The 24,158-nt window shown below is 69.1% G+C and carries 20 protein-coding genes; 13 read left to right on the top strand and 7 right to left on the bottom strand.

Going from position 1 to position 24,158, the window contains the following annotated elements; translation table 11 throughout:
- Positions 1-83: 83 nt before the first annotated feature.
- The 7 genes from ABD848_RS11720 (at position 84) to fxsT (ending at position 11,651) form a co-directional block, all read left to right on the top strand.
- On the top strand, positions 84-1,382 hold the full coding sequence (locus ABD848_RS11720) for an endonuclease/exonuclease/phosphatase family protein (RefSeq protein WP_344970907.1): 1,299 nt from the start codon (positions 84-86) through the stop codon (positions 1,380-1,382).
- A 145-nt stretch (positions 1,383-1,527) separates the two neighbouring features.
- Positions 1,528-2,133, top strand: coding sequence for a DNA polymerase ligase N-terminal domain-containing protein (locus ABD848_RS11715; RefSeq protein ID WP_344970905.1), 606 nt, complete (start codon positions 1,528-1,530; stop codon positions 2,131-2,133).
- On the top strand, positions 2,130-3,023 hold the full coding sequence (gene ligD / locus ABD848_RS11710) for a non-homologous end-joining DNA ligase (protein ID WP_344970903.1): 894 nt from the start codon (positions 2,130-2,132) through the stop codon (positions 3,021-3,023). Before ABD848_RS11715 ends, ligD begins: the two co-directional genes overlap by 4 nt.
- A gap of 155 nt (positions 3,024-3,178) precedes the next feature.
- Positions 3,179-4,327, top strand: a complete 1,149-nt coding sequence (locus ABD848_RS11705) for a S1 family peptidase (protein WP_344970901.1) — start codon at positions 3,179-3,181, stop codon at positions 4,325-4,327.
- Positions 4,327-5,817 carry a VMAP-C domain-containing protein gene (locus ABD848_RS11700; RefSeq protein ID WP_344970899.1) on the top strand — a complete coding sequence of 497 codons (1,491 nt, stop codon included), beginning with the start codon at positions 4,327-4,329 and terminating at the stop codon, positions 5,815-5,817. Before ABD848_RS11705 ends, ABD848_RS11700 begins: the two co-directional genes overlap by 1 nt.
- Before the next feature lie 21 nt (positions 5,818-5,838).
- The gene (locus ABD848_RS11695; protein ID WP_344970897.1) at positions 5,839-6,987 is read left to right on the top strand and encodes an AAA family ATPase; all 1,149 of its coding nucleotides are present in this window, start codon (positions 5,839-5,841) and stop codon (positions 6,985-6,987) included.
- Entirely contained in the window at positions 6,987-11,651 is a 4,665-nt protein-coding gene (fxsT, locus tag ABD848_RS11690) for an FxSxx-COOH system tetratricopeptide repeat protein (protein ID WP_344970895.1), read from the top strand. The genes ABD848_RS11695 and fxsT overlap by 1 nt, the downstream gene beginning before the upstream one ends.
- Positions 11,652-11,726: 75 nt before the next feature.
- On the opposite strand, the gene ABD848_RS11685 is transcribed toward fxsT, so the two are convergent.
- Positions 11,727-11,984 carry a DUF397 domain-containing protein gene (locus ABD848_RS11685; protein WP_344971155.1) on the bottom strand — a complete coding sequence of 86 codons (258 nt, stop codon included), beginning with the start codon at positions 11,982-11,984 and terminating at the stop codon, positions 11,727-11,729.
- Between the two features lie 237 nt (positions 11,985-12,221).
- On the opposite strand from ABD848_RS11685, the gene ABD848_RS11680 reads away from it, so the two are divergent.
- Entirely contained in the window at positions 12,222-12,575 is a 354-nt protein-coding gene (locus ABD848_RS11680) for a CU044_2847 family protein (RefSeq protein ID WP_344970893.1), read from the top strand.
- A 119-nt stretch (positions 12,576-12,694) separates the two neighbouring features.
- Positions 12,695-13,384, top strand: coding sequence for a YdcF family protein (locus ABD848_RS11675; protein WP_344970891.1), 690 nt, complete (start codon positions 12,695-12,697; stop codon positions 13,382-13,384).
- A 75-nt stretch (positions 13,385-13,459) separates the two neighbouring features.
- Here ABD848_RS11675 and ABD848_RS11670 read toward each other — a convergent pair whose 3' ends face one another.
- Together ABD848_RS11670 and ABD848_RS11665 are read right to left on the bottom strand one after the other, a co-directional pair.
- Positions 13,460-14,113: a PaaI family thioesterase gene (locus tag ABD848_RS11670; protein WP_344970889.1), complete on the bottom strand. Its 654-nt coding sequence runs from the start codon at positions 14,111-14,113 to the stop codon at positions 13,460-13,462.
- A gap of 181 nt (positions 14,114-14,294) precedes the next feature.
- Positions 14,295-14,723, bottom strand: a complete 429-nt coding sequence (locus ABD848_RS11665) for a GNAT family N-acetyltransferase (protein WP_344970887.1) — start codon at positions 14,721-14,723, stop codon at positions 14,295-14,297.
- Between the two features lie 38 nt (positions 14,724-14,761).
- On the opposite strand from ABD848_RS11665, the gene ABD848_RS11660 reads away from it, so the two are divergent.
- The 4 genes from ABD848_RS11660 to ABD848_RS11645 all read left to right on the top strand — a co-directional run bounded on the left by ABD848_RS11660 (position 14,762) and on the right by ABD848_RS11645 (position 21,357).
- A complete protein-coding gene (locus tag ABD848_RS11660; RefSeq protein WP_344970884.1) occupies positions 14,762-15,649 on the top strand; it encodes an AraC family transcriptional regulator in 888 nt (295 codons plus the stop codon).
- A gap of 374 nt (positions 15,650-16,023) precedes the next feature.
- Positions 16,024-16,773: an AzlC family ABC transporter permease gene (locus ABD848_RS11655; RefSeq protein ID WP_344970882.1), complete on the top strand. Its 750-nt coding sequence runs from the start codon at positions 16,024-16,026 to the stop codon at positions 16,771-16,773.
- Complete coding sequence (locus ABD848_RS11650) at positions 16,770-17,084, top strand: AzlD domain-containing protein (protein WP_344970880.1); 315 nt, start codon at positions 16,770-16,772, stop codon at positions 17,082-17,084. The genes ABD848_RS11655 and ABD848_RS11650 overlap by 4 nt, the downstream gene beginning before the upstream one ends.
- A 2,593-nt stretch (positions 17,085-19,677) precedes the next feature.
- Positions 19,678-21,357, top strand: coding sequence for a thiamine pyrophosphate-dependent enzyme (locus ABD848_RS11645; RefSeq protein ID WP_344970878.1), 1,680 nt, complete (start codon positions 19,678-19,680; stop codon positions 21,355-21,357).
- A 257-nt stretch (positions 21,358-21,614) separates the two neighbouring features.
- Here the strand turns inward: ABD848_RS11645 and ABD848_RS11640 are convergent, their stop codons facing one another.
- The 4 genes from ABD848_RS11640 to ABD848_RS11625 all read right to left on the bottom strand — a co-directional run bounded on the left by ABD848_RS11640 (position 21,615) and on the right by ABD848_RS11625 (position 24,119).
- Positions 21,615-22,541 (bottom strand): RluA family pseudouridine synthase, encoded by a 927-nt coding sequence (locus ABD848_RS11640; RefSeq protein ID WP_344970875.1) that lies wholly within the window; start codon positions 22,539-22,541, stop codon positions 21,615-21,617.
- Entirely contained in the window at positions 22,534-23,244 is a 711-nt protein-coding gene (locus ABD848_RS11635; RefSeq protein ID WP_344970869.1) for a signal peptidase II, read from the bottom strand. Before ABD848_RS11635 ends, ABD848_RS11640 begins: the two co-directional genes overlap by 8 nt.
- A 5-nt stretch (positions 23,245-23,249) precedes the next feature.
- Entirely contained in the window at positions 23,250-23,654 is a 405-nt protein-coding gene (locus ABD848_RS11630; protein WP_344970867.1) for a TraR/DksA family transcriptional regulator, read from the bottom strand.
- Positions 23,655-23,849: 195 nt separating this feature from the next.
- On the bottom strand, positions 23,850-24,119 hold the full coding sequence (locus tag ABD848_RS11625) for a divalent-cation tolerance protein CutA (protein ID WP_344970865.1): 270 nt from the start codon (positions 24,117-24,119) through the stop codon (positions 23,850-23,852).
- Positions 24,120-24,158 lie beyond the last annotated feature (39 nt).

The following is a 24,158-nucleotide window of genomic DNA, read 5'->3' as shown; positions in this document are numbered from 1 at the left end:
TTCTGGGGCTGCGCGGGATTGCTCGCGCCGCGCTAGATAAGGGCGCGACCGCGTTTCCCGCCGGGAAGGGACAACCGACACCGATGCGTTCGACAACGCGCACACTGGCCTTACTCACCGCGCTCGCCACCACTCTGACGCTCATGACGGCACCGGCCGCAGCCGAGTACAGGCACGGCGACCACGGGCACCACCACGGGGGCCACGGCGAAGGCCACGGCACGGGGCACGGCGCCGCGGAGATCCGTTTCGCCACGTTCAACGCCTCGCTCAACCGCGCCTCCGCCGGAGAACTGGCCGCGGACCTGGCCACCGGCACCGACACCCAAGCCCACACCGTCGCCGAGATCATCCAGCGCGTCCGGCCCGACGTCTTGCTGCTCAACGAGTTCGACTACGACGCCCGGGGACGAGCCGCCGAGCTGTTCCAGGAGAAATACCTCTCCGTTCCCCACGAGGGCGCCGCGGGCATCGACTACCGCTACCGCTACACCGCGCCCAGCAACACCGGGATCGCGTCGGGCTTCGACCTCGACAACGACGGCGTGGCCGTCACCGAACCGGAGACCGCGGGCTACGGCGACGACGCCTTCGGGTTCGGGGCGTTCCCCGGCCAATACGGCATGGTCGTCTACTCGCGCTACCCCATCGCCACCGACAAGGTGCGGACCTTCCAGAAGTTCCGCTGGGCCGACATGCCCGACGCGCTGCTACCGACCGCCCCCGACACCGGCGAGCCGTTCTACTCCGCTGCGGAGCTGGCGCGCCTGCGGCTGTCGTCGAAGAGCCACTGGGACATCCCGATCCGCGCCGGGCGTGGCCGCAGCGTCCACCTCCTGGCCAGCCACCCCACACCCCCCAGCTTCGACGGCCCAGAACAACGCAACGTCAAACGCAACCACGACGAGATCCGGTTCTGGGCGGACTACGTGCGGCCGTGGCGGGCAGGCTACATCTACGACGACGAGGGACAACGCGGCGGGCTGCACCCCGGTGCGGCGTTCGTCGTCGCCGGTGACCTCAACGCCGACCCCAACGACGGCGATGGCCACCCCGATGCGATCGCGCAACTGCTCGACTCCCGCCGCGTCAACTCCGCTGTGGTGCCCACCAGCGCCGGCGGGGCTGAGGCCGCCCAGGCCCAGCAGGGCGCCAACACCGACCACACCGGCGCCCCCGCCCAGGACACCGCCGACTTCGCCGACACTCCCGGCCCCGGCAACCTGCGGGTCGACTACGTGCTGCCCTCCCGAGGGCTGGCTGTCCGAGACGCCGGGGTCTTCTGGCCCACCTCCGACGACCCGCTGAGCCGCCTCACCGGAAGCTACCCCTTCCCCAGCTCCGACCACCGGCTGGTCTGGCTCGACCTGCACCGGCGCTGACCGCTGCCACGGAGCGGGTGGTCGGGACGCCGGACACGGCCAGACCACCCGTTTTCCCGTTTTTTCCCACCTCACCGGTGGTATCGGCGGCGCGGGCGCATGGTGGCGCCGATCTCGGGCACGAGGTCGGGAGGGGGAACAACGTATGGCCACCACTGACGACTCGCACGAGCGACAGCACCCGCGCACCGTCGACTCCGTGTCGCAACCCTCGCAGGCGCAGCCGGGGACGGCCGGCGAGCGCCCCCAATTCGTGATCCAGCGCCACGCCGCCAGCACCGACCACTACGACTTTCGGCTAGAAGTCGAGGGGACGCTCAAGTCGTGGTCGGTGCCCAAGGGGCCCTCGATCGACCCTGCGCAGAAGCGGCTCGCCCTGCCCACGGAGGACCACGCGCTCGACTACGCCGACTTCGAGGGCACCATCCCCAACGGGGACTACGGGGCGGGCACGGTCTTGATCTGGGACCGCGGAACCTACACCAACACCACGGTGGAGCAGGGCCACGAGGTGAGCATGAGCCACGGACTCCACCAGGGCCACGTGTCATTTCGCCTCCACGGCGACAAACTCGACGGAGGCTATGCCCTCAACCGGATACGTCGCGGCTCCGACGAGGCGTGGCTACTGGTCAAGGAGCGTGACGAGGCCGCCGACGCGGGCGACGAGCCCACCACCCGCCCGGAGTCGGTGCGCACCGGCCGCGACATCGACGAGGTCGCACGCGACGACGAGGCTGAGCAGCAGTGAGCGGCAGCAAGGAGAACCTGCGGGTGGACGGCTACGACGTCGCCGTGAGCCACCCCGACAAGATCCTGTTCGACGACGACGCGATCACCAAACGCGACCTCGCCGAATACTACCGCGCCGCCGGAGCGGCGATGCTGCCGCACGTGCGCGAACGGCCCTTGGCGATGCACCGTTTTCCCGAGGGGATCAACGCTGAGGGCTTCTTCCAGAAACGGCGCCCCGACCATGCCCCGGACTGGGTGGGGGCCGTGCGCGTCGAGCGCGAGCAGGGCGGCGCGGTGACGATGGTGTCCTGCTCCACCACGGCCGTCCTGGTGTGGCTGGCCAACCAGGCGGTCATCACCGTCCACCCGTGGTTGAGCCGCAACCGCGCCCTTCACCGGCCCGACCGGCTCATCATCGACATCGACCCGCCAGAGGACGACTTCGCTCGGGTGCGCCGCGCCGCCGGCGACGTGCGGGCGGTGCTGGAGGAGGCGGGGCTGCTCTGCTATGTGATGACGACGGGCTCGCGCGGGGTACACGTGGTCACGCCGCTGCGCCCGGAGCGCGACTTCGACGACGTGCGAGCGCTCTCGCACGAGCTGGCCAACCGCGCCGCCCAGCGCCACCCCCGCAGCCTGACCACCGAAGTGCGCAAGAACAAGCGCGGCGACCGCGTCTTCCTCGACACCCTGCGCAACGCCTACGCGCAGCACGCCGTGGCCCCGTACTCGGTGCGCCCGCTGCCTGGGGCTCCGGTGGCTACGCCGCTGACGTGGGAGGAACTCGACGCGACAGCCTCGGCGCGGGTGTGGACCGTGCACACCGTCGGCCCTCGCCTGGCGGCCGACCCATGGCGGGACATGGCTCGGCACGCCCGCTCCCCCGCCCGGCTCGCCCACCACTAACAAGAGCGCCGGCAGGGGCACCCCCTCGGTCACGATCACTGGTGCGCCGCTGACACGCCCGGCCGACGACCGGGTGCCGTCCGATTCCTGCCAGGCTCGGCTGCGTGGCCGGCCCACCGTGTGGAACCCAGGTGGTATTCGCCGCGTCGACAGCAATGCGTGACAATCCATGCACCCGAGAGCCGATTTCGTCACTGTCGTGCGGGTACGATTTTCACAAAAGAATCCCCCGTTCTGAACAGGACGTTCCTATCGCGTGTTGTGGGTCGGCACTGCTGTACCGTTGCCGGCCGACAAGAAAGAGATACGTCGCCGTGTCTGCGTTTCCTCATCGAGCCGCCCCCACATGGCAACTGAGAATCCTCGATTCGAGGGGCGTTTTCGTCGGGGCGGGAATTGTCGTCAGCCCCGAGCACCTTGTGACCTGTGCCCATGTGGTGCGCTCGGCGGCCGGGCCCAGCGGCAGGGACCGGGAGGAGCGAAACGATACGGGCCATGAGGCCACCGTCCTCGTCGAGGCGCAGGGGCGCGCGATCGCGGCGGCCCCCATGGCCGAAGGGTGGTTCGAGGACCGACCGCCCTGGGACATCGCCGTCCTGCACACCAGCGAGAGCTTGCCCACCACCGTGGCGACCGCGCCGCTGGGCGGCTACGAGGGGGCTCGGGCGGCCGGCCGCACGGTGAGCGTGCTTGGACTGGGCGACGTCGCGCACGGCGTGTGGGCCTACAGCGTGCTGCGCGCCCCCAGCGGACCACGCGCTGGTTATGTGCAACTCGACGCCGCCTCGACGCTGGGGCCTCGGATCACCGAGGGGTTCAGCGGCAGCGGGGTGGTCGACACCACCACGGCGCACGTGATCGGCGTCGTCAGCGACTCCTACGCCGATCCGCGCGGCACCTTCGGCGACGTGGCCTGGATGATCCCGGTCGACACGATCCCGGCGGTGTGGTCGGGGCAACTCCGCCCCGCAGCGCCCACCACGCCCCCGGCGCAGCGCGACACCGCCTGGGTCGACGGAGCGACGCGGACACACCGGCTGGTTGTAGCCCTGTGCGAGGTTCCCACCATCGCCATGCTCGGCCCGCGCGAGGTCTTCCACTCCTACCTGGCCGGCCGGATTCGGCGGTGGGTGCCCTACGAGGGACCGGCCGAGCTTTACGCCGCGCGGCTAGTGGCCCGCTGCCGAGACCACGGCGAGCTACGCTCCGCGCTGGCCGTATTGGACCTGCTGGAAGACAACAGCGAGCCGATGCGCCGGTGCTGGGAGGCGGCGGCGCCCGTGTTGCGCGGAGGTCCCTCCTGATGCGCCAGGCCCGCCACGAACTCGTCAAAGCGCTGGCTGACGTCCCGACCTTGGCGACGGTGAGCCGGCGGGAGATCTACTGCTCCTACCTGCCCGACACGATCCACCGCAGCGTAGACCTGACAGGGGCGCCCCACGAGTTCTGCGAACAACTCGTGTACGCCTGTGTGCGCCACAACCGGCTACGGCTGGCCCTACGGTGGCTCGTCGCCAAAGAGGAAGACACCTCGCGCAGTGTCACGCTGGCGACCGAGGCCGCCGAGCCGCTGTTGGCCGAGGAAGACGCCCTGCTACTGGGGCCAGAAACCACTGACCGGTTGAGCACGCTGCTGGTCACCCTGGCACCACGCGACTTCGAGTCGGCCTACACCACAGCGGTGCGCGATCGCCTGGCCGACCTCGACGATGTACCGGCGCCCCAGACAGGCTGGGAAGCCTTCCTGGACCTCCACGACCTGCCGCCGGATCTGGCGGGCGTGGAGCGCGCGCTGCTGTTTACCGAGCACCTCGCCCTCCACCGCCCCGACCTGGCGCGGCGGCTGCGTTCCTGGGGGGAGGCCCAGCCCAGCAACAGCGCCACCCGGCAGGCGGTGGAGCGCATCCGCGCACAGGCGGGCGCCGAACCCGTGGCCAGCGGGCTTCGGCCCGAGCCCGCGCGACTGCTCGTCGAACTCGAACCCCTCGACGACCACGCCGGCCAGTACCGGCTGCACCACTGGATTCACATGAGCCCCCACCGCGAGAGCGCGCCGGAATTCGTGGGGCTGCACAACCGGGAGACCGTGGCGCGAGCCCACGTGGAGCGGCGCATCGCCGAGATCGCTGAGGAAGCCGACAACCTCGCCGTACGCGGCAACCACGCCCAACTACGCCTGGAGTTCATCGTGCCGCTGCACCTGATGGGGCTGCCCGTGGCCACGTGGCGACGCGCCCTGCCCGCCGAGGTCGACCCCGAACCCGGGCGCATGGGCGCCGAGTTCGAGATCAGCTTCCGCATCCGGGAGTACCTGCGCTGGCACGGCAGCTACCGGGGGGCGCGCTCGCGCAACGAGGAACGCTGGCACCGCCTGGAGCGGGGACGCTCCCGTACCGCCTACCCCAACGACACCCAGCGTCCGGCCGGCATGCGGCTCTCGGAGTACCTGGCCAACCGCGACATCGCCGCGCTGATCGTCGATGCGACCGCCGGCGCGCGCGACTGGAGCCAACAGTTACACGCCGCCGTGGCCGCCGGCATCCCGGCCGTCCTCTACTGCCAGGACCCCCACCTGGCCTCACCGGCGGCCACGTACCGACCGATACTGCCCGAAATCCCGGCCACAACCACGCTGGTGGGATTACCGCAGACGATACGGGAAATCCGTTCCACAGAACGCCTGTCCCCGGATGGCCCCAGTGTTGCGGAGAGTTACTCCCTAGGACTGATCCTGCACGACACCGCTCCCATCTTTCCACCCCGCCCCCCGCTGTCGTCGGCCAACGCCGCGTAATCCCCGTCGAGGTCACTGCCCATGGTCTCTTCCCCCGCCGACTCCGGCGATCCCAGTGCCGCGCCCGCCCCCTGGTGGCTCTACCACGGCACCGGCCGGCCCCGCCCCGGATTCCGGTTGGCCGATGAGCTGCCACCGCCGCCGCCGTGGCGACGCTTCGCCGACCCCGCGACCACCGAGCTGGCCACCCCGCCGCCGTTGGATCAGCCCGGCCCCGAAGCCGACCGCATCCTGGGGCCCGTCCATGCCGGCACCGACGGCTCCAGCCACGCTTCCCGCCAGCAGCTCGACAAGATCAACGCCGCCATCGTGCTGCGCCGCCCGCTGCTGGTCAGCGGCCCACCCGGCTCGGGCAAATCCGCCCTGGCCACGCTGATCGCCCGCGAACTGCAATTGGGCCCGGTGCTGCGCTGGACGATCAACAGTCGCAGCGACGTCGGCTCCGGTCTCTACGACTACGACCCCATGGCCCAGATCCACGACATCAACCTCGAAACCGCTCTCTACCAGTCCCGTGCGCAGCGCCCCTACGCCCAGTCGACCTCCTCCGCCCCCGGTGTGCGCGACAGCGCCGAACGCATCGGCGACTACCTGCGGCTGGGGCCGTTGGGCACGGCGTTCCTCCCGTTTGAGCTGCCGCGGGTACTGCTCATCGACGAGTTCGATAAAGGCGACCTGGACCTCGCCAACGACCTGCTCGAACTGTTCGAGAGTGGCCGCTACGAGATTCCCGAACTGCGACGGTTGGCCCCCACCGCCCCGAGCCTGCGCGTCCCCACTGCCGACGCTGCGGGCATGGTCACCGTCACCGGCGGTGCCGTGGAGTGCTCGGCTTTTCCCATCGTGGTGCTGACCAGTAACGGCGAGCGGGACTTCCCGCCGGCCTTCCTGCGCCGTTGCATCCCGCTGCACCTAGACGAGTTCAGCGAAGAGCAACTGGCCGCCGTCATCGCCGCCCACTTCACTCATGGCGGCACCGAACGTGACCGCGCTTTGATCCGCGCCTTCCTCGACCACAGCCAAGACCACGGCGGTCTCGCCATCGACCAGCTACTGAACTCCGTCTACATGGCCACTTCCACCGGGCTACTCGATGGGGGAACCTGGAGCCAGGAGACCGTGCACCGGGTTCGCACGCTCCTGTGGCACCGACTGACGGAAGGGCCCTGATGCGTGGACCCCTCGGACACAGCGCCTCCGGTGGCCACCATCTCCACGAGCCCACCGCGTCCCACCCCACCGCCGAAGAGATCGGAGACGCCCTCTACCTCCAGGCCCTCATCCACGCCACCGGCGCCGCCCCCGCCGGTGCCTTAGAGCCCGCCGATACCGGACAGCCGACGGCCACCGACAGCGGGGGTGAGCCGGCTACCGAGCCTGAGCAGCCACCCGTAGCCCACGACCGCGAGCCGCCCCCCACATCCTCCGCCGAGACCGCGGCAGACGAGGAAACCGCAGCCTCGCAACCGGACACCGACACCCTCGCCGTCACGGTCGAGCCCGCCGAACGGCTCTCCGCCGAGGCGGGGAACGCTGCCCATGCCGAGCGCGGGCACCCGCTGCCGCGGCTGCCGGTTCTGCCGCGACGCCAGCAGTTGACTAAGGCGCTACGGGCCCTGGCGGTCAGGTTCCCCTCGCCGCGGCGGCGCCAACTCGACGTCGCCGCCACGGCGAGCCTGGCCGCGGCACGCATGATCTCCCGGCTCGCCGCCGGCACCGCCGCACGAGGACGAGCCGCGCCCGTGGAACCGGTGATCATCGAGCCGGTCAACCGGACCGTGAACGAGGCGGCGCTGCACGTGACCGTGCTGGCCGACGACAGCCTGTCCATGCTGTTCCACCGGGAGCTGGCCGACGAGTTCGCCGACCTGCTCCGCGAGTCGCACGGATTCGCCGCAGTGCGGCTGCTGCGGTTCGACTCCGACAAGGCCGAAAACGAGCGTGTCACGCTCCGCACCGCCGCCGGCTCTCCCGCCGGCGCCCCCGAGCGGCTCTTCCCGCGCGATTCGGTCGGGCGGCACGTGGTGTTCGTGGTCAGCGACACCATCGGGGTGGGCTGGCACACCAAGCGGGTGCAGAGCTGGCTGGCCGGTCTGACCCGCATGGCCGCGGTGGCCGTGGTACACGCGCTCGACGCCGACCACTGGCAGCGCACGGGGATCGACCCTGAGATGGTGCGGCTGCGGTGCACTCCCCCGAGTGCGGTGGGGCAGGTGCGCCGTAACCACGAGTACACGGTCTGGCCCGCCGCAGCCGCCGATTCCGTGGCCTCCTGGCCCGGCCTCGATCCCCCGGAGGCCCCCACATCGTGGGAACCGACCGCGGTGGCCCTACCGGTGGTGGACCCGCGCTCAGGCGAGGCCATCGTGTCGCTGGCACGTTTCCTGGTCCACGAGCCGGGAGCGCGCGAGATCACGATCCCGGCGATCATGGCCACACCGGTGCCCACCGCTGCCCCGGCCCCCCACCGGGGCGCCCCCGAGGGCGGCGCAACGGCTGCGCGCGGTTGGGGGAAGGTGGCGGCCGAGCCCGCGCGCCCACCGCGGTCGGCGGGAGAGGCCCACGCCGGCACCGACGATGCCCTCGGCTGGGTCACCGCGTTTCGGCAGAGCGCTTCCCCCACTGCTTTCACGCTGGCCGTGGCTCTGGCCACTGTCCCGCTCGCACCTCCCATCATTCGCCTGGTGTGCGAAAACGTCACCGGCCGCGCGCACCCAGCGGAACTGAGCGAGATCTTCTTCGGCGGCCTGATCCAACTCGTCGGGCCGGTGGACCGCGATGACACGGTGGTGTGGGAATTCCGGGCCGGGGTGCGCGAAGCGCTGCTGGCCATCGGTGGACGGCGCTCGCAGATCCGGGAACTGCTGGCTGAGATATGTGAGCGTTTCGCCGCCCACACGCCGTGGTTTCATGACCTGGGGCGGTTGTTGCTCACTCCAACGGAAATGGTGGACCCGCCGGAAACAGAGCGATCCACCCCCTATATCCGTGCCACGCTTCCGGCGTTGGCGACGCTTTCTGCGGCCCACCGCGCGAGCGCGTGGGAAATTCGGCGCATGATCGACAATCCGGAAAACCACTCGGGAGAAACAGGCGACAACAGGTTTAGCGATTCTTCACCGACGCCCCGCGGCAACGACGTACAATTTGAAATCCAGCACACTTTTGAGGGTGGTGGCCCTTCTGCCGGCACCCCCAGCTTGACAGCTTCAGCCTCGCACGATCGACAGGCCGCTTTGAGCTCACACACTTCGTCTGCCTCCCCTTCCACTCCGGGGCCCACGGGAGAAGCACTGATGACCGATGCCGCACTCACCCCTGGTGGCACCATGTCGCCCCCGTTTTCCATCTGGCACGGAGTTCCTGGCCGCAACCCGGCCTTCGTGGGGCGTTCGGAGGCGCTCCTGGAACTGCGTCGACGGTTGTCCTCGGGAGAGTCGACCCTGTTGTTACAGGCGCTGCACGGCATGGGCGGGGTCGGCAAAACCGCGTTGGCGGTGGAGTACATTTTCCGCAACAGCGAAGATTACGATCTGGTCTGGTGGATTCCCGCCGAGCAGACTAACCAGATCAACGAATCCTTCGCTGCTCTGGGAGAAAAACTGGGGCTGTCCTCCTCGCGCATGTCGACTGAGCAAACCGTAAGCGCGGTGCGAGAGGCACTGCGGCGCGGCACTCCCTATCGACGTTGGCTGCTGGTCTTCGACAACGCCAAGTCTCCCGAAAGTCTGGACCCCTACCTGCCGGTGGACGGCCCCGGCCACATCATCATCACCTCACGCGACCTGACCTGGGGGACCCCCGGCACCGCCAGCGGCGCGCTCGACGTCGACGTCTTCCAGCGCCAAGAAAGCATCGAACTGTTGCGCGCCCGCGGCCCCAAAGGGCTCAGCGTCGAGGAGGCCGAACGGCTCGCCGAGGAGTTGGGGGACCTGCCACTGGCGCTAGACCAGGCTGCGGTGTGGCTCTACGAGAGCGCGATGCCCGTCACGCACTACCTCGCGGAATTCGAGAGCAAGCGCGAGGAGTTGCTGCGGGTACTCAGCCCCACCGACGCCACCCAGGTGGGGGTCGTGGCCGCGTGGAACGTCTCGCTGGACCAGCTCCAGCACAGCAACCGAGGCGCGCTGGAGCTGCTTCAGGTCTGCGCCTTTTTGGCCTCGAGCCCCATTCCGCAGACGCTGTTCACATTGGCCCGCGATGTCTCCGCCCCCGAGGCGCTCTCTCGCGCGCTGGGCGACCCGCTGCTGTTGGGGCGCGCCATACGGGAGGTGACGCGGTTCGGCCTGGCCCAGATCGACCACGAAAACAACACCCTCCAACTGCACCGACTGGTCCAAGACGCGCTGATACTGCCGCTGGACTCCGAACAGCGCGAGGAGCTGCGCCACACCGCGCACCAACTACTCGCTAAGAGCGACCCGCAAAGCCCCACCGTTCCCGCCTCACGTGGCCGCTACGCCGAACTTCTGCCACACGTGTGGCGCTCACGCGCCTGGGACTGCACCGACCCGTGGGTGCGCCGGCTCGTCCTGCACGAGGTCGAAGTCAGCTACATCCGCGGCGACTACGAGGAGAGCCAGCGGCTGGGAGAAACGGCGGTGGCCTACTGGGAGGAGAAACTGGGCGCCGACCACATCGACACCATCCAAGGCGGGCTCACGGTCAACAGCCCATTGCGCCGACTGGGGCAGTACCAAAAGGCCCGCGAATACACTGAGTGGGCGCTGAACGTGCTCACCCGCGACTTCGGCCCCGAGGCGCCTGAGACGCTGGAGGCCCAGATCGATCTGGTGCGTGACTTGCTCTACGCCGGTGACTTCCACGCCGCCGCCGATCTGGCCGAGCACACCTACGAAGCCTCCCAGCGCGTGCTGCCTCGCGACGACCCGCAAACCCTGCGGGCGGCCCACCACCACGCCTCGACGCTGCGGCTCAGCGGCGACGTCGAGCGCGCTGTAGCGGTCATCCGGCGCACGGTCGAACTGCGCGAGGTGACGCAGGGCCGCGACGCTCCCGTGACGCTGGGGGCGCGCAACGGTCTGGCCCTAAGCCTGATGGAGGCCGGGCAGTATCAGGAGGCGTTGGAGATCCAACGCGACCTGACCGCCAAGACCCGCGCCATCTTCGGAGATACGGCCCCCGGGCCGCTGGAGAACAGCGGCGTCCTGGCAGTGATGCAGCGTCGCATGGGGATGTTGGAAGAGTCGGTGAAGCTGTCAGATTTCGTCTACCGGACGTATCTGAGCCGGTTTGGCGCCGACAGCACCAGCACGCTGCACAGCGCGGCCCTGCACATGGTGGGGCTACGCGCCATCGGACGCCACGACGAGGCGCTGCGACTGGGAGAGGACACCGCCCGGCGCTACACCGCCCTGTTCGGCGTCGAACACCCCCACGTGGCCGCCGCGAACGTCAACCTGGCGATCACGTTGCGCCTGGAGAACCGGGTGAACGAGGCCAAGGAACTCGACGAGGACGCCTTGGCGCTGCTGCGGCGCAAGCTCGGCTATGACCATTCCAGCACAATCGCCTGCGCCCTGAACCTGGCGAGTGACCTGTTCGCCTCCGGTGACGTAACCGGGGCCATCGAACTCGACACCGAGACGGTGCAGCGGTGCCGCCGCACTCTCACCGAGAAGCATCCGTTGACCCTGCTCGCACGGCGGAATTTGGCGCTGGATCGCCAGCACATCGAGCCGGAGGCGGCTGCGGCAGAGCTGGCCGAGGTCGAACGGGACTACACCGACGTGTTCGGCCCCGAGCATCCGGCCACGCAGTCGGTGCCGCGGTGGATGCGAGGCAACGCCGATATCTTCCTCAGCCAGATCTGAGCGGTTCGGGGCCACAAACACAAAACGGCCCCGCTAGGGCGAGGCGGTGGGTGGCGCTCGAATCCAGTGACGATGCTATGCGAAATATGCTTGCCGGATCGCGGAAAGAAGCGCGCACCACTCCAGTAACGGAAAGGAAAGAATTACCCCGTCCTGGTGCGCTGTGTCGCGGACGGCTACACCGGCGGAGGCGAGCATAGCGGTATCGACACAGTCGGTACCGTGATCGTTGTCGCTGTAGCTGGACTTTCGCCAGGTGACGGCGGTGCTCGCCACCCTCTCCGGCCAGACACGCGGCGACGAAAGATCATCGAGGCCGCGTTCCTCGTTCATCACCACATGAGTCCCTTAGTATCGCTGTGGTCACTCCACATCTCCATTGACGTCGACTGATCCCACTTTTGTCGGTAATCCTGCTATCGCGTTCACTCTGCTGTATACCCTCCTCATGGTTGCTTTCATGTAGTCCACAATGGGACAAATCCTGGCTCTGGGGCGGGTACGTCAAGAGAATGTCACCACTAATGCGGCAGGAGCCCTTCCCCCGTCCCTTAAAGGAGAGTGCGCCCCATGGCCGAACTCGTACCATTCACGACTCGTGACAACCAGACGATCTATGTGGAATCGGCGGGGGCTCGCTCAGGGGCGGTCAACGTCAGTCGTCACAACCTCCCACAACAGGCGCAACGGCAATTCTCCGAAATCGTCGAGCAGATTTCTCACATCGCGGAATCGTTGGCGTCGCAGGTCGGGAAGCTGGACGTGCGGCCCTCCGAGGTCACCGTGGAACTCGGAGTGGGCATCACCGGCTCCGCCGACGTCTTCATCGCCCAGGCCAGTTCCGAGGCCGCCCTCACGGTCACCCTGACCTGGTCTCCCGGTGACGAGACCGCGGGGACGCCCAACTCCCCACCCCAGGAGTGAGCGACGCCGCGCTCGGTGGGCCGGCCCACCGAGCGCGGCGTGGAAATGGCGCACGATGGGGGAGGGAGCACCTGCGTACCTAACCCTAGATTCTCTAGAGTCGTACCATGATGCCCCAGTTGGATACAGAGGTTCGCGCCCTCGCCCGCACGCTGTGGGAGTTCCACGCCGCGCCGGCGCGCTGGGAAGCCCCCGAAACCGCGGATCTGATCCTGGCGCTGGGAAGCCATGACGTTCGAGTCGCCGTGCACGCCGGCCGGCTCTGGGCCGCGGGAGCGGCCCCCCTGGTGCTGATATCGGGCGGCCATGGGCGGCGCACCAGCGGCAAGGACGGGCATGCGCGATGGCAACGCTGCGAAGCCGAGGTCTTCGCCGAGGTGGCGCGCGACGTGGCCGGAGTCCCCGACTCCGCGCTGCTCCTCGAGCGCCACGCCACCCATACCGGCGAGAACTTCGCGCTGAGCCGCACCCTGGCCGAGGAGCACGGCCTCAAGGTGGGGCGTGCGATCGTCACGGCCAAGCCCTACATGGGACGGCGGGCCCTGGCCACGGCTGAGGTGCGCTGGCCCGACGTCGACTGGGTCTTCCGGTGCTTCCCCGGCGGCTACGACGGCTACCTTGACGAGTGGCATAGCGAGCGAGAGCTGATCCACTTCCTCGTAGGCGACCTGCAACGGTTGGAGGTCTACGCCGAACGAGGGTGGAACACGCGGGTCGAGGTGCCTACGGCGGTGACCAAAGCCTATGAGCGTCTCGTCAAACTCGGCTTCACCGACCACGCCGTGCCCGGGGTGCCGCTGGCGCAGTGAGCCCGCACCCACCGACGGCCCCGGAGGACCGGCGGGCGGGAACGGGCTGGTCGCCGGGGAGGAGGCGAGGACGAGTCAGAGCGCCAACCGCACCATGATGGCGGTGCCCGTCGCGGTGACCTGCCCGTTGTGACGGATCTCGCCGGAGACGAAGACCTTGCGGCGCTCGGTTCCGGTCACGCGCGCCTCGACCGACAGCGGCTCGTTGAGCGGGGTGATCTCGTGGAAGTCGACGTTGAGATTGGCGGTGAGGCCTGGCATGCCGGCGGCGCCGGCGGCGGCACCGAGCGCCTGGTCGAGCAGGGCCGCTACCCAACCGCCGTGAGCAGCCCCCGGCGGTCCCTGGTAGGCCCCGCTGAGCGTGACCTCGCCGCGCAGCCCGTCGTCGGTACGCTCCAGTGACAGCGGCGGAGCGGCCGGGTTGGTGTCGCCGGAGACGGCGTTGATGACGGTGGAATACTCCGCTCTGGCCTGGGGGCTCTCCTCTTTGAGCACGGTGGTGGTGTCGCGGCGACGCGCGTTGAGCCGCTCGGTCAGCGCCTCGACCATCCCCCGGGCGGCGACGAGCTCCTCGCGCTCGACATCAGTATGGGCGACCGCCTCGACGAGGTGGCGCACCTGCTCGGCCAGCGCCAGCAACTCGGGGGGAAGGTCGTCCTCGGCTATGACAGAAAAACCGAAGTCAGCGGGATCGGGCAGGGCAGCGTCCGGCTGCGTTTGGACCGTCATGGACTACCGTCGGTTCCTTCGTCGTGGGCAAGGAGTGGCGACCGTTGCCGGCGTCACCACCGCACAAAATACTACTCGCCAGTAGTCAATGAGGGGTGGTCACCTTACGGTCATGGTGGTGTGGCTATAGCAACATCACCCAACGCTATCCCCGCGCTCCCCTGCGCACGCGCAGTCGCGCTCACCCCAGCGGCTTGCGCATGGCCACGTGCTCGATGCCGGACTCAACAAACCGCGGACCGTAGCTGGTGTAGCCCAATCGCTCGTAGAAACCCAGTGCGTGCACCTGAGCGTGCAGCTCGATAGCGTGCAGCCCCAACGCGCGCGCACGCTCCTCGACAGCGCCGGCGAGAGCACCCCCCACCCCTACGCCGCGGGCCTGGCTGAGAACGGCCAGCCGACCCAGCACGCCCACCTCGTGGCGAGACACCAACCGTCCCGCTCCCACCGGCGCCCCGTCGACACGGGCGAGGAAATGGTCCGCATGAGCGTCGAACGGGTCGCGTTCCTGCTCAAGCGGGACCTGCTGCTCAACCACAAAAACCGCCTCACGGATCGCGAACACCGCGGCGCGCTCCTGAGCACCACGAGCAAGAGCCACATCCAGCATGCGCCGAGCCTACGCCAGATCCGCCTAAGCTGACCGCTATGAGCCCGGCCAGTGCCACACCAGCACACCGTCTCGACCCCAGCGGCCCCGCCGGCGAGGAGGCACGCTACTGGCACCACCCCTCCCTGCCCGAGGTGGAATTACTCCGCGCCACGTTCGTCAGCCACACGTTCACGCGCCACACCCACGAGACCTACACGGTCGGAGTCATCGAATCGGGCGTCGAAGAGTACACCTACCGCGGCGAGACACACCGCGCCGGGCGCGGCGGGATCGTGATCGTCGAGCCCCATGAGGTTCACACGGGCCACGCCGGCACGCCAGAAGGGTGGAGCTACCGGATGCTCTACCCCAGCGTGGCCACGGTCACGGCCGTGACCGCCGAACTGGGCTTAGCCGCACCCCCAGCCTTCGCCGGGTCGAGCCTGGACGACCCCGCCTGCGCCGACCGGCTGCGCGCCGCTCACCTGGCGGCCGAACGCGGCGACCGACTCAGTGCCTCCAGCCTGACCCACGCGGCCCTCGTCGAGCTGGTGCGCCGCCATGCCCGCCAAGGAACCCGGCTGCGCGGGCCGGGCACATCGCCACGCGCAGTGGCGCTGGCCCGGGACGCCCTACAAGAGAACCTAGTGGACCCACCCTCCCTAGACGAGCTGGCGAACCTGGCCGAATCGACCCCATTCGCGCTGCTACGCGCATTTCGCGCCACGCATGGGCTACCGCCGCACGCCTACCTGAACCAACTGCGCGTACAGCGCGCGCGGCGCCTCCTGGCCACAGGGGCAGCGCCCAGCGCGGTGGCGTTCCAGGTGGGGTTTGCCGACCAACCCCACCTCACACGCCACTTCAAGCGCTACGTCGGAGTCGCGCCAGGCGCCTACCAGCGCGGACTCAACGCCGGACCGCCACGAAGCGGCACGCAATAACGTTCAAGACCGCGCCTGGAACGCGGCGCTAGCGTCGCGGCCATGAGATCCCTTGCTACACCACTGAGCGAGAGCCTCCCTGCCACGCCTGAACGCCGGACCCCAGAGCAGCCCCAGGGGTGCCACCAACGACGATCCGGGGCAGCCATAGCACGGCCGCTTCGGCTCCTGGCCTCCCCCCGCCCCTGGCCGCGCGGCAGCACCCCGGCAACGACACGGCGACCAGCGACGCTCGGCCCGACCGGTCTGCCAGGGCACTGCCGGAGCCGGCGCCCACAGCCCCGCGCTATGCCGACCCGCCACACCCGCCAGCGACCCAGAAAGGGCGGCGTCATCCCTCGGCTCAACCACCGAGGCGGCCACGCCATCAACCGATGAAGCTCTACAACCTCACTATCTCACCCCCGATCCGCGACGGCCTCGGCGTGGGGCTGGCAGTCGGGCTGTCCGGGCTGGCCTTCGGCACCACAGCGGTGACCGCGGGCATGTCAGTAGCGCAGGCGTGTGTGCTGAGCCTGCTGTGCTTCAGCGGCGCTTCCCAGTTCGCGCTGGCCGCTGTCGTCGCCGGCGGCGGCGACCTCGCGGCGGGCACGCTCGGGGCCCTGCTCCTGGGCGGACGCAACGCCCTGTACGGGCTGCGGCTGTCCGGGGAGCTGGGCTGGCGCGGCGGGCGACGCATCGTGGCCGCCCACGGTGTCATCGACGAGACGGCCGCCATCACCTTGCCCTACCGGGAACAAACCGCCGTACGGGCAGCCTTCACCAGCACGTTCGCGACGCTGTACCTGATGTGGAACCTGACGACGGCTCTGGGGGCTCTCGCCGCCGACAGCATCGGTTCTCCCGAGGCGTTGGGGATCGACGCGGTCGGGCCGGCGATCTTCCTGGCGCTGCTATGGCCACGACTCACGGAAGGAAGACGGGTCATGCTCGTGGCGTTGCTGGGCGCCGGCATCGCCCTGGCGACGACGCCATGGCTGCCACCGGGAGTTCCGGTGCTGCTCGCGGTGGTGGCAGCCCTAGCCGGAACCGGTGAGCGCGGTGACAGCGGCGAAACCGGGGAGGCCGGGCCGGGCGGCGCCGCCGGAGCCGGACCCACACAGTCGAGGGAGGTGCGGCCGTGAATCTATGGATCGCCGTCATCGCCACCGGCCTGGGCTGTTACCTGCTCAAGCTTGCCGGTATGGCCGCACCGCGCGGACTCGTAGACCGCCCGTTGGTGCGCCGATTCGTCTTGGCAACACCAATCGCGCTGCTGGCAGCGCTCATCGCGCTACAAACGCTGGCCCAGGGGCAGGAACTAGTGCTGGACGTAGCACGACTAGGCGGGCTCGCCGCCGCCGTACTCACCCTCCTGCTACGCGCGCCCTTCCTCGTGGTCCTCATAGCCGCGGCACTGACCACGGCCGTGCTGCGGGCCGTAGGTGTGGGGTAAGGCCCGGCGCCAGTTGCATCATCCCTGATGGAACGGCGGAATGACGGAACGGAAGCACGGGGAGCGGGAGGTGGTGGGACGGGGGACGGGGGTGGCGGGACGGAGAAACGGGAGGCTGGCGGAGCGGGGAACGCTAGCTATAGGCAAAGAGGGAGTGGATGGGTGGGGTGGTTAGGTGTCGGTGCCGCTGGTTGGGGTGGAGGCGAGCGACGTAGAGCAGCAAAGACGAGCTGGCGGCGGGGAGGCGCCCGGATCGGTTCTGGGGGCTGGGGTGACCGGCGGCAACGGGAGCGGCGAGAGGCAGGGACGGTGAGGGAGATACCGGAGCAGTGGCCGACTGCCGGGGCTGGCGCAGGGCAGGCAGCGAGGGGTGGAGGTGGTGGATCGGTTCCGGGGCACTGGGGTGACCGGCGGCAACGGGGGCAGCGACGGCCGATGGTGGGTGGGGTGGTCGGGTATCGGTGCTGCGGGCTGGGACAAAGCCAGCGACGCAGAGCAGCGACGGCGGGCAGTGGGTGGGGGGCGCTGGGTCGGTTCCGCGGCGCGAGCGGCGGGAGCCCTAACGAAGGGGCGGCGTCTTGGGGTGGGGGTTGGGTAATGGCCGGCCGGTGGGGTTACCGGAAGTGGCGGGGATGGTGGCAGGGGCGAGGAGGCGGGGTGGAGCGAAACACCGACCTCGTCTCGCCTAATGAGACAGCAAAGACACGCCCTGCGCTCAATGTTGGGGGGGAGCGCAACACTGAGCGTGCAAACGCGCCACGACCACCCCCACAAAAGCGACAAGCTACCCATATCGCACAGCGACAGCGGCACAAACATCCAAAATGCGAGATGTTCGTTTAAGAATAAACATTCTCCCCAATCCGAACAGCGACATAGCGGAACAAACCAGACACGAACGGGCCGGTGACTGCGTCTAACGTTGCCGTGACCACGACTAGGGTGCCCACTGAGCGACCCTGGGCCGCAAAAACCATCAAGCCCCCCAGCAATCACACCGCGCCGGCCACCCCCTTTTTTTCGCCCCACCCCGACCGCCCTCCTCCACCCCACCGACCGGCCACTACTCCACCCCCACCACTGCTTCCTTCTTGCTACTTCGGCGACCACCAACCCCACCGGGCCGACCACTAAACCGGCACCCCACCCCATCGGCCGGACATCCAACCACCACCTCCCTAGCCCTAACCGGCCGCCACCGCCCCCTCGTCACGCCCCCGCCACCCACACCCCGAAACCGATCAGGTGCCCGCTCCACCCACCACCGGCCGTCGTCGCCCCCGTTTCCGCCGGTCACCCCAGCGTCGCAGCACCGATACCCGCCCCCACCACTGCTTCCTTCTTGCTGCTTCGGCGAGCACCAGCCCCAGCGAGCCGACCGCTACTCCAACACTGCCCCACACCCCTGGCCTTCGCTGCCCAACGTCACCAGCAGCACCCCTCAGCGCACAGCACCGATGACCGACGCCCCCATACCAGCCGTCTCCTCGCCCTCGCGTTACATCTCCTCCCCCGAACCGGCGCGGTGCCCTCCCCATTTCCCGGCTGGGCCGCCGATCGTGCCCGGTCCCCTCCGCTAACCACAACCACCCCGCGGAGAGGGCGCCGGCGCGTCCCAGACGATCGTGTACACGTTAGGACCGCCCCTGACGTGCGCGGGGAGCACCGCGACAATGTGTCCCGGGGCCTTCCTACGAGGACCGCCCCCGCCTGCGCGGCTCCTGTGGCGCGGTGTGGGGCGGGGCTGAGGAGAACACGTGGTGTTTCCCTCCGCTCGTGCCTCGATCGCTGCGCGATCTCGGCAGCCTGAGGGCCGGGCCACACCTGGAGTGGGTGCCACAACCTGACACCCCCCGGATCATGGCCAACGGGAGGCCAGCCATGCCAGCCCCGAAAGCTAGGAACTCCCCCACGGAACCGTCCCAAAAGGTAATGGGCGGCTGTGCCCAGGGGCTTGCCGCGACCTGGTGGCGTGTCCGGGGCGGGAATCACCATTGTGTCCTGGGCTTATAGCGGCGTTCCTTCATCCCGGTGGCTACCTGCATTATTTGCGGTCGTCCCAACCACCGTGCCCCGCAGGCTGCCGAGATCGCGCAGCGAGCGAGGTACGAGCCAACGGCCCCTGCTCACTTGACCAAAAGCAGAGCTAGAGGCCCTAACGACCAGTGCCGAGGCCCGAACCCGCTACCAGCCTTCCCCAAACACGCGCTCCCCCGAGCCGAGCACTGTCGCCTCCTGCGTTCGACACGGGCAGTTGCGGCTACCACGGGTCCACGGTCGAGGAACGTTACGGTGCTTCAAGGCAGCACGAACGTCCGACCCGTTGTCAGCTCGCCGGGGCGTGGCGAGGACCGGTGAGCTCTTGCCCTTTCCGAAGGGCGGAGTTGCGTACCCAAGGTGGGGGGTTGGGAGCGTCAAGCCTGTGGGTAGAAATGCTCAACCTGCGGGAACGCCCGACGGAGACCAACGACCAGGTGCAGGGCGAGCGTCGGCCGAGCCCTAGGGCTTTGCACAGATGCCCACTGGCCCCGACGGGGCACGACCACCACCCCTCCCCGGTTCCAACGGCCGGGGCCTCCGCGAAAGGTAACCGGTGAACGAGACGCCGACGCGCACCGTGGCCGAGCAGGTCACCGAAATCCTGGCCCAGGCTGGAATCCGCCGCTGCTACACCGTGCCGGGGGAAAGCTTCCTGGGACTACTCGACGCCTTGGAGCGCCACCCCGCGATGACGCTGGTCTCTACGCGCCACGAAAGCGGCGCCGCGATCATGGCCGACGCCGAGGCCAAACTCACCGGAGTGCCCGCCGTGGCCGCCGCGAGCCGAGGGCCGGGGGCGGCCAACCTCGCCGTGGGAGTCCACACGGCCCGCCAAGACTCAACACCGATGGTGGTCTTCCTCGGGCAGGTCAGCACCGACCGGCTGGGGCGGGAAGCCTTCCAGGAGGTCGACCTCACCGCCTTCTACGCGCCCATCACCAAGTGGGCGACGACCGTACACCGGGCCGACCGGCTCGCGGAGGTGACCGCGCAGGCCATCCGGGTCGCCACCACGGGCCGCCCCGGGCCGGTCGCCATCGCCGTGCCCGGCGACTTGTTCACCGCCCCCGCGCCAGAGCCGAGCGCACCACCGATGGCCGCTGCTCCGCCGCGGCCCGCGCTGGCCGACGAGGAACGCGACCGGCTCGCGGCCTGGCTGGCCATGGCCGAGCGTCCCGTGATCATCGCCGGAGGCGGCGCCTACCGCGCCCGCGCCGAACTCATCGCGGTGGCCGAACGGTTCCAGGTGGGGGTCTACACCTCGTGGCGACGCCAGGACGTGTTCCCCAACAACCACCCCCTCTATCTCGGGCACCTGGGGCTGGGGTGCCCGAAAACGGTGCTGGCGGCGTTGGAAGCCGCTGACGCGGTGCTGGTCGTGGGCTCGCGGCTGAGCGAGATCACCACCCAGACCTACCGGTTACCCGAGAGCACGCACCCGGCCCGGCCCTGCTCGGTGGCCCAGATCGACATCGATCCCGGCCAGGTGGGCGCGGTCACCCGAGTGTGGCTGGGCGCCGTCGCCGACGCAGCGAGCGCGCTGTCCTCCCTCAACGCCGCTGAGGTGAGCGTGGGGGAACGCGACTGGTCAGCGGCGCACCGAGCGTGGGTCGAAACGACGACGCCACCGCCGGGCGTCCAGCGCCCGGAGGCAGCGCTGCACCCGTGGTCGGTCGTGACGGCGATGCGCCGCGTGCTCCCACAGGACACGGTGCTCACCAACGATGCCGGTAACTTCGCGGGCTTCCTGCACCGCGGCTGGTGGTACCGGTACCCACGCACCCAACTCGCCCCCACCAGTGGGGCTATGGGCTACGCGGTTCCGGCGGCGGTCGCAGCCAAACTGACCGAACCGCACCGAACGGTCGTGGCCGTGGCCGGCGACGGTGGGGCTTTGATGACCGGCCAGGAACTGGAGACGGCAGCGCGCCTGGGGCTGGCCGTGACCGTGGTGGTGTTCCAAAACGGGGTGTACGGAACGATCGCCATGCACCAGGCCGCCGAATTGGGGCGTACCGCCGCCACCGACATCAGCGGCCCGCTGGATCTGGCCGGCTACGCGCGAGGACTGGGGGCCTGCGGCGCGACAGTTCACACTCCCGCAGAAATGGAGGGCGCGCTGGCCGAAGCGCTACGCTCCGAGGCGCCCACCTTGATTGACGCCCGCACCGACCCGGAGGCCATCAGCACGGAGGCGACGATGAGCCAACTACTGCGCGGGGGCTCGAACTAGGTGCTGTTTTTGGACGGGCGGCGAAGACCGGTGGTGGGCGCGTGCGGGTGAGCGCCTCCGCTGCCGCCCCAGGCCGGCGAGATCGCGCAGCGACCAAGGCGCGGGCGATCGAAGAACACCTCCACAGCCCCACCCCAGCCGCCCGAAAAACAGAACCTAGGACGCCCGCCTTGAGCCCGCCTTGCGGGCGAGCGGCGCCGCAGGGCCTGCTGGTGATGAGAGCTGAGCGACCGGGGAAAACGCCGGTGTGCCCGCTGTCAATCCTCGCGCAACTGCTCCACGGCTTTCGTGAGGTCCTCGGGGTAGGGACTCTCGAACTCCACCGGACGCCCCTCGGTGGGGTGGTCGAAGCCGAGCCGGACGGCGTGCAGCCATTGGCGCGCGACCCCCAGCCGGGCGGCCAGCGTGGGATCGGCCCCATAGAGGTAGTCCCCCACGCAAGGGTGGCGCATGGCCGCTAGGTGCACGCGGATCTGGTGGGTACGGCCGGTCTCCAGTTTGATCTCCAGCAGGCTGGCCGCCCGGAACGCTTCCAACGTGTCGTAGTGGGTGACGGCCGGGCGCCCGCCCGCAACCACGGCGAAACGGCCGTCACCGGCGGGGTGGCGGTCGATGGGGGCATCGATGGTGCCGCGCAGCGGGTCGGGGTGGCCCTGGGCCAGCGTGTGGTAGCGCTTGTCGACGGTGCGCTCTTTGAAGGCGCGCTTGAGGGTGCTGTAGGCGGTCTCGCTCTTGGCGACCACCATCACTCCGGTGGTGTTGGCGTCGAGGCGGTGCACGATGCCTTGCCGTTCGGCGGCACCGCTGGTCGCCACCTGTACCCCGGCGGAGAGCAAGCCTTCGATGACCGATGGCCCGGTCCAGCCCACGGTGGGGTGGGCGACCACACCGACCGGCTTGTCGACGACCACGATGTCGGCGTCCTCGTAGAGGATCTGTAGCCCTGGCACGGGTTCGGGCCTGGCCACCGGCGCGGTGGGCGCGGGGGGCAGAGTGACGTCGAGCCAGGTGCCGGCTTGGACCCGGTCGGATTTGGCCGCGGCGGCACCGTCGACGAGCACGCTGCCGTCGCTGATCAGTTCGGCCGCCCGCGTGCGCGAGAGGCCAAACATCCGGGCCAGCGCCGCGTCGAGCCGATCGCCTTCGAGTCCGTCTGGGACGGGGAGGCTGCGGTGGTCACTCACGGTCGTCCTCCTCGGAGGGAGACGGCGAAGCGCTGCCGGTGGAGCCGTTGGGCGACGCGGACTCCTCCTCGCCACCGGCGGCGTCGTTGGTCTTGGCCGGCTCTCGGCTGCCGTCGAGGTTGATGCCGCGAAACGACAGCAGTACCGCCAGGATGGCTCCGCAGACGACACCGGAGTCGGCCAGGTTGAACACCGGGAAGTTCGGTACCTGAATCCAGTCGACGACATGGCCCTGCAACGGCGCTGACGGGGTGAACAGTCGCTCGGCGAGCGTGCCGGTGGCGTTGGGTCCCACCAGGGAGGAGGAAACCTCGCGCGAGGCCGCCCGCCAGATCCGGTCGATGAGATTGCCGGCCGCACCGCCGAGGATCAGCCCGAGCGCACAGGTCCACGCGGGGCTACGCAGCTTGCGGGAGATGCGTAGGATCACGGCGATCACGATGATCATGACCAGGCTGAAGAACCACGTTATGCCGGTGCCGATGGAAAAGGCCGCACCTGAGTTGAACACGATGGTGAGCTTCAGCAGACCGCCGAGTAACTCGATCGGGTCATAGGGGGAGAAGGCGGCCAGGGCGATCTCCTTGGTGACGAAATCGGCCACCAACACCAGGCTCGCTACAACCGCCAACAGAACGAACCGCCGCGGTTGCGACGCGGCGGAGGGCTGCTGCATCGTCTCTTCGCCCCCGCGGGGGCCCATATCACTCAGCGACGCTCCTCGCGCTGTTTGCACTTCACACACTGGATGGCGCGCGGGAACGCCTGAAGCCGGGCCTTGCCGATCGCTTTCCCGCAGGACTCGCACACGCCGTAAGTTCCGGCGTCCATCCGCTGGATCGCCCGCTCACTTTGGGCAAGCAAGTCACGAGTATTGTAGGTCAGCGCCAGATCGTACTCGCGCTGGTAGGTCTTGGCGCCGATGTCGGTGGCGTCGTCGCCGGCGCCCTCGACGGAGTCTGACAAGCGTTCGGCTACCTCCGACTCCGCGGCGGCCAGCTCGGCTCGTAGGCGTTCGGTGTAGGCTTCAAGGCCCTGACGGACCTCGGCGAGCTCTTCTTCGCGCCAAGGCTGTTCACCCGGCAGGACCGGGAGGTCGACGGTCTCGCTCATACCCGTTCTCCCCTCGTCGGTTTTCCCACGGACGGGACGCCTGTGCTGGCCGCCCGGCGGTCAGTGGTTCACCCCGCTGGCCGTATCCGCTCCGACGTGCGGTTTTCCCCCGAAATCTCACGTTATGCGGAACCCGCCCGTACGGATGGGCGGAAGCTTAAACGCCGGGCTGCGGCGGGGCAACCAGCCGCGACGTCAGTCTTGTGCCTCGATGGCGATGAACCCGTCATACCTTTCGGCCAGATCCGACAGTTGTTGCCCCTGCTGATCGGCTGGCCCGCCGCCTGGGGCATTGCGGACCTCGATCACCCAGTCGACGTCTTCGGCGTCGTCCTCACCGGCGAGCATGTCGCGGTGGACCGCGCAGGGGCCGTAGCCCTGCTCAAGGAGGTGCTCGGCTACCCGCTCGGCGTCGTCGCGGTCAGGGAGCGCGATGAGGACAACGCCGGCCGCTCCGCTGTTCATTCCGTGTTCTCCCCTTCACCTACTACGTCCGCTGACGAC

The organism is Salinactinospora qingdaonensis, assembly GCF_039539445.1.
GTDB classification, from domain to species: Bacteria; Actinomycetota; Actinomycetes; order Streptosporangiales; family Streptosporangiaceae; genus Salinactinospora; species Salinactinospora qingdaonensis.
This window is presented reverse-complemented; position numbering and strand designations above follow the sequence as displayed.

What these genes read in the sequence shown, in the direction of transcription:
- ABD848_RS11720 (WP_344970907.1), top strand. Translation starts at nt 84, where the DNA reads ATGCGTTCGACAACGCGCACACTGGCCTTACTCACCGCGCTCGCCACC.
- ABD848_RS11715 (WP_344970905.1), top strand. Translation starts at nt 1,528, where the DNA reads ATGGCCACCACTGACGACTCGCACGAGCGACAGCACCCGCGCACCGTC.
- ABD848_RS11705 (WP_344970901.1), top strand. Translation starts at nt 3,179, where the DNA reads ATGCGTGACAATCCATGCACCCGAGAGCCGATTTCGTCACTGTCGTGC.
- ABD848_RS11700 (WP_344970899.1), top strand. Translation starts at nt 4,327, where the DNA reads ATGCGCCAGGCCCGCCACGAACTCGTCAAAGCGCTGGCTGACGTCCCG.
- ABD848_RS11695 (WP_344970897.1), top strand. Translation starts at nt 5,839, where the DNA reads ATGGTCTCTTCCCCCGCCGACTCCGGCGATCCCAGTGCCGCGCCCGCC.
- fxsT (WP_344970895.1), top strand. Translation starts at nt 6,987, where the DNA reads ATGCGTGGACCCCTCGGACACAGCGCCTCCGGTGGCCACCATCTCCAC.
- ABD848_RS11685 (WP_344971155.1), bottom strand. Translation starts at nt 11,984, where the DNA reads ATGAACGAGGAACGCGGCCTCGATGATCTTTCGTCGCCGCGTGTCTGG.
- ABD848_RS11680 (WP_344970893.1), top strand. Translation starts at nt 12,222, where the DNA reads ATGGCCGAACTCGTACCATTCACGACTCGTGACAACCAGACGATCTAT.
- ABD848_RS11670 (WP_344970889.1), bottom strand. Translation starts at nt 14,113, where the DNA reads ATGACGGTCCAAACGCAGCCGGACGCTGCCCTGCCCGATCCCGCTGAC.
- ABD848_RS11665 (WP_344970887.1), bottom strand. Translation starts at nt 14,723, where the DNA reads ATGCTGGATGTGGCTCTTGCTCGTGGTGCTCAGGAGCGCGCCGCGGTG.
- ABD848_RS11660 (WP_344970884.1), top strand. Translation starts at nt 14,762, where the DNA reads ATGAGCCCGGCCAGTGCCACACCAGCACACCGTCTCGACCCCAGCGGC.
- ABD848_RS11655 (WP_344970882.1), top strand. Translation starts at nt 16,024, where the DNA reads ATGAAGCTCTACAACCTCACTATCTCACCCCCGATCCGCGACGGCCTC.
- ABD848_RS11635 (WP_344970869.1), bottom strand. Translation starts at nt 23,244, where the DNA reads ATGGGCCCCCGCGGGGGCGAAGAGACGATGCAGCAGCCCTCCGCCGCG.
- ABD848_RS11630 (WP_344970867.1), bottom strand. Translation starts at nt 23,654, where the DNA reads ATGAGCGAGACCGTCGACCTCCCGGTCCTGCCGGGTGAACAGCCTTGG.
- ABD848_RS11625 (WP_344970865.1), bottom strand. Translation starts at nt 24,119, where the DNA reads ATGAACAGCGGAGCGGCCGGCGTTGTCCTCATCGCGCTCCCTGACCGC.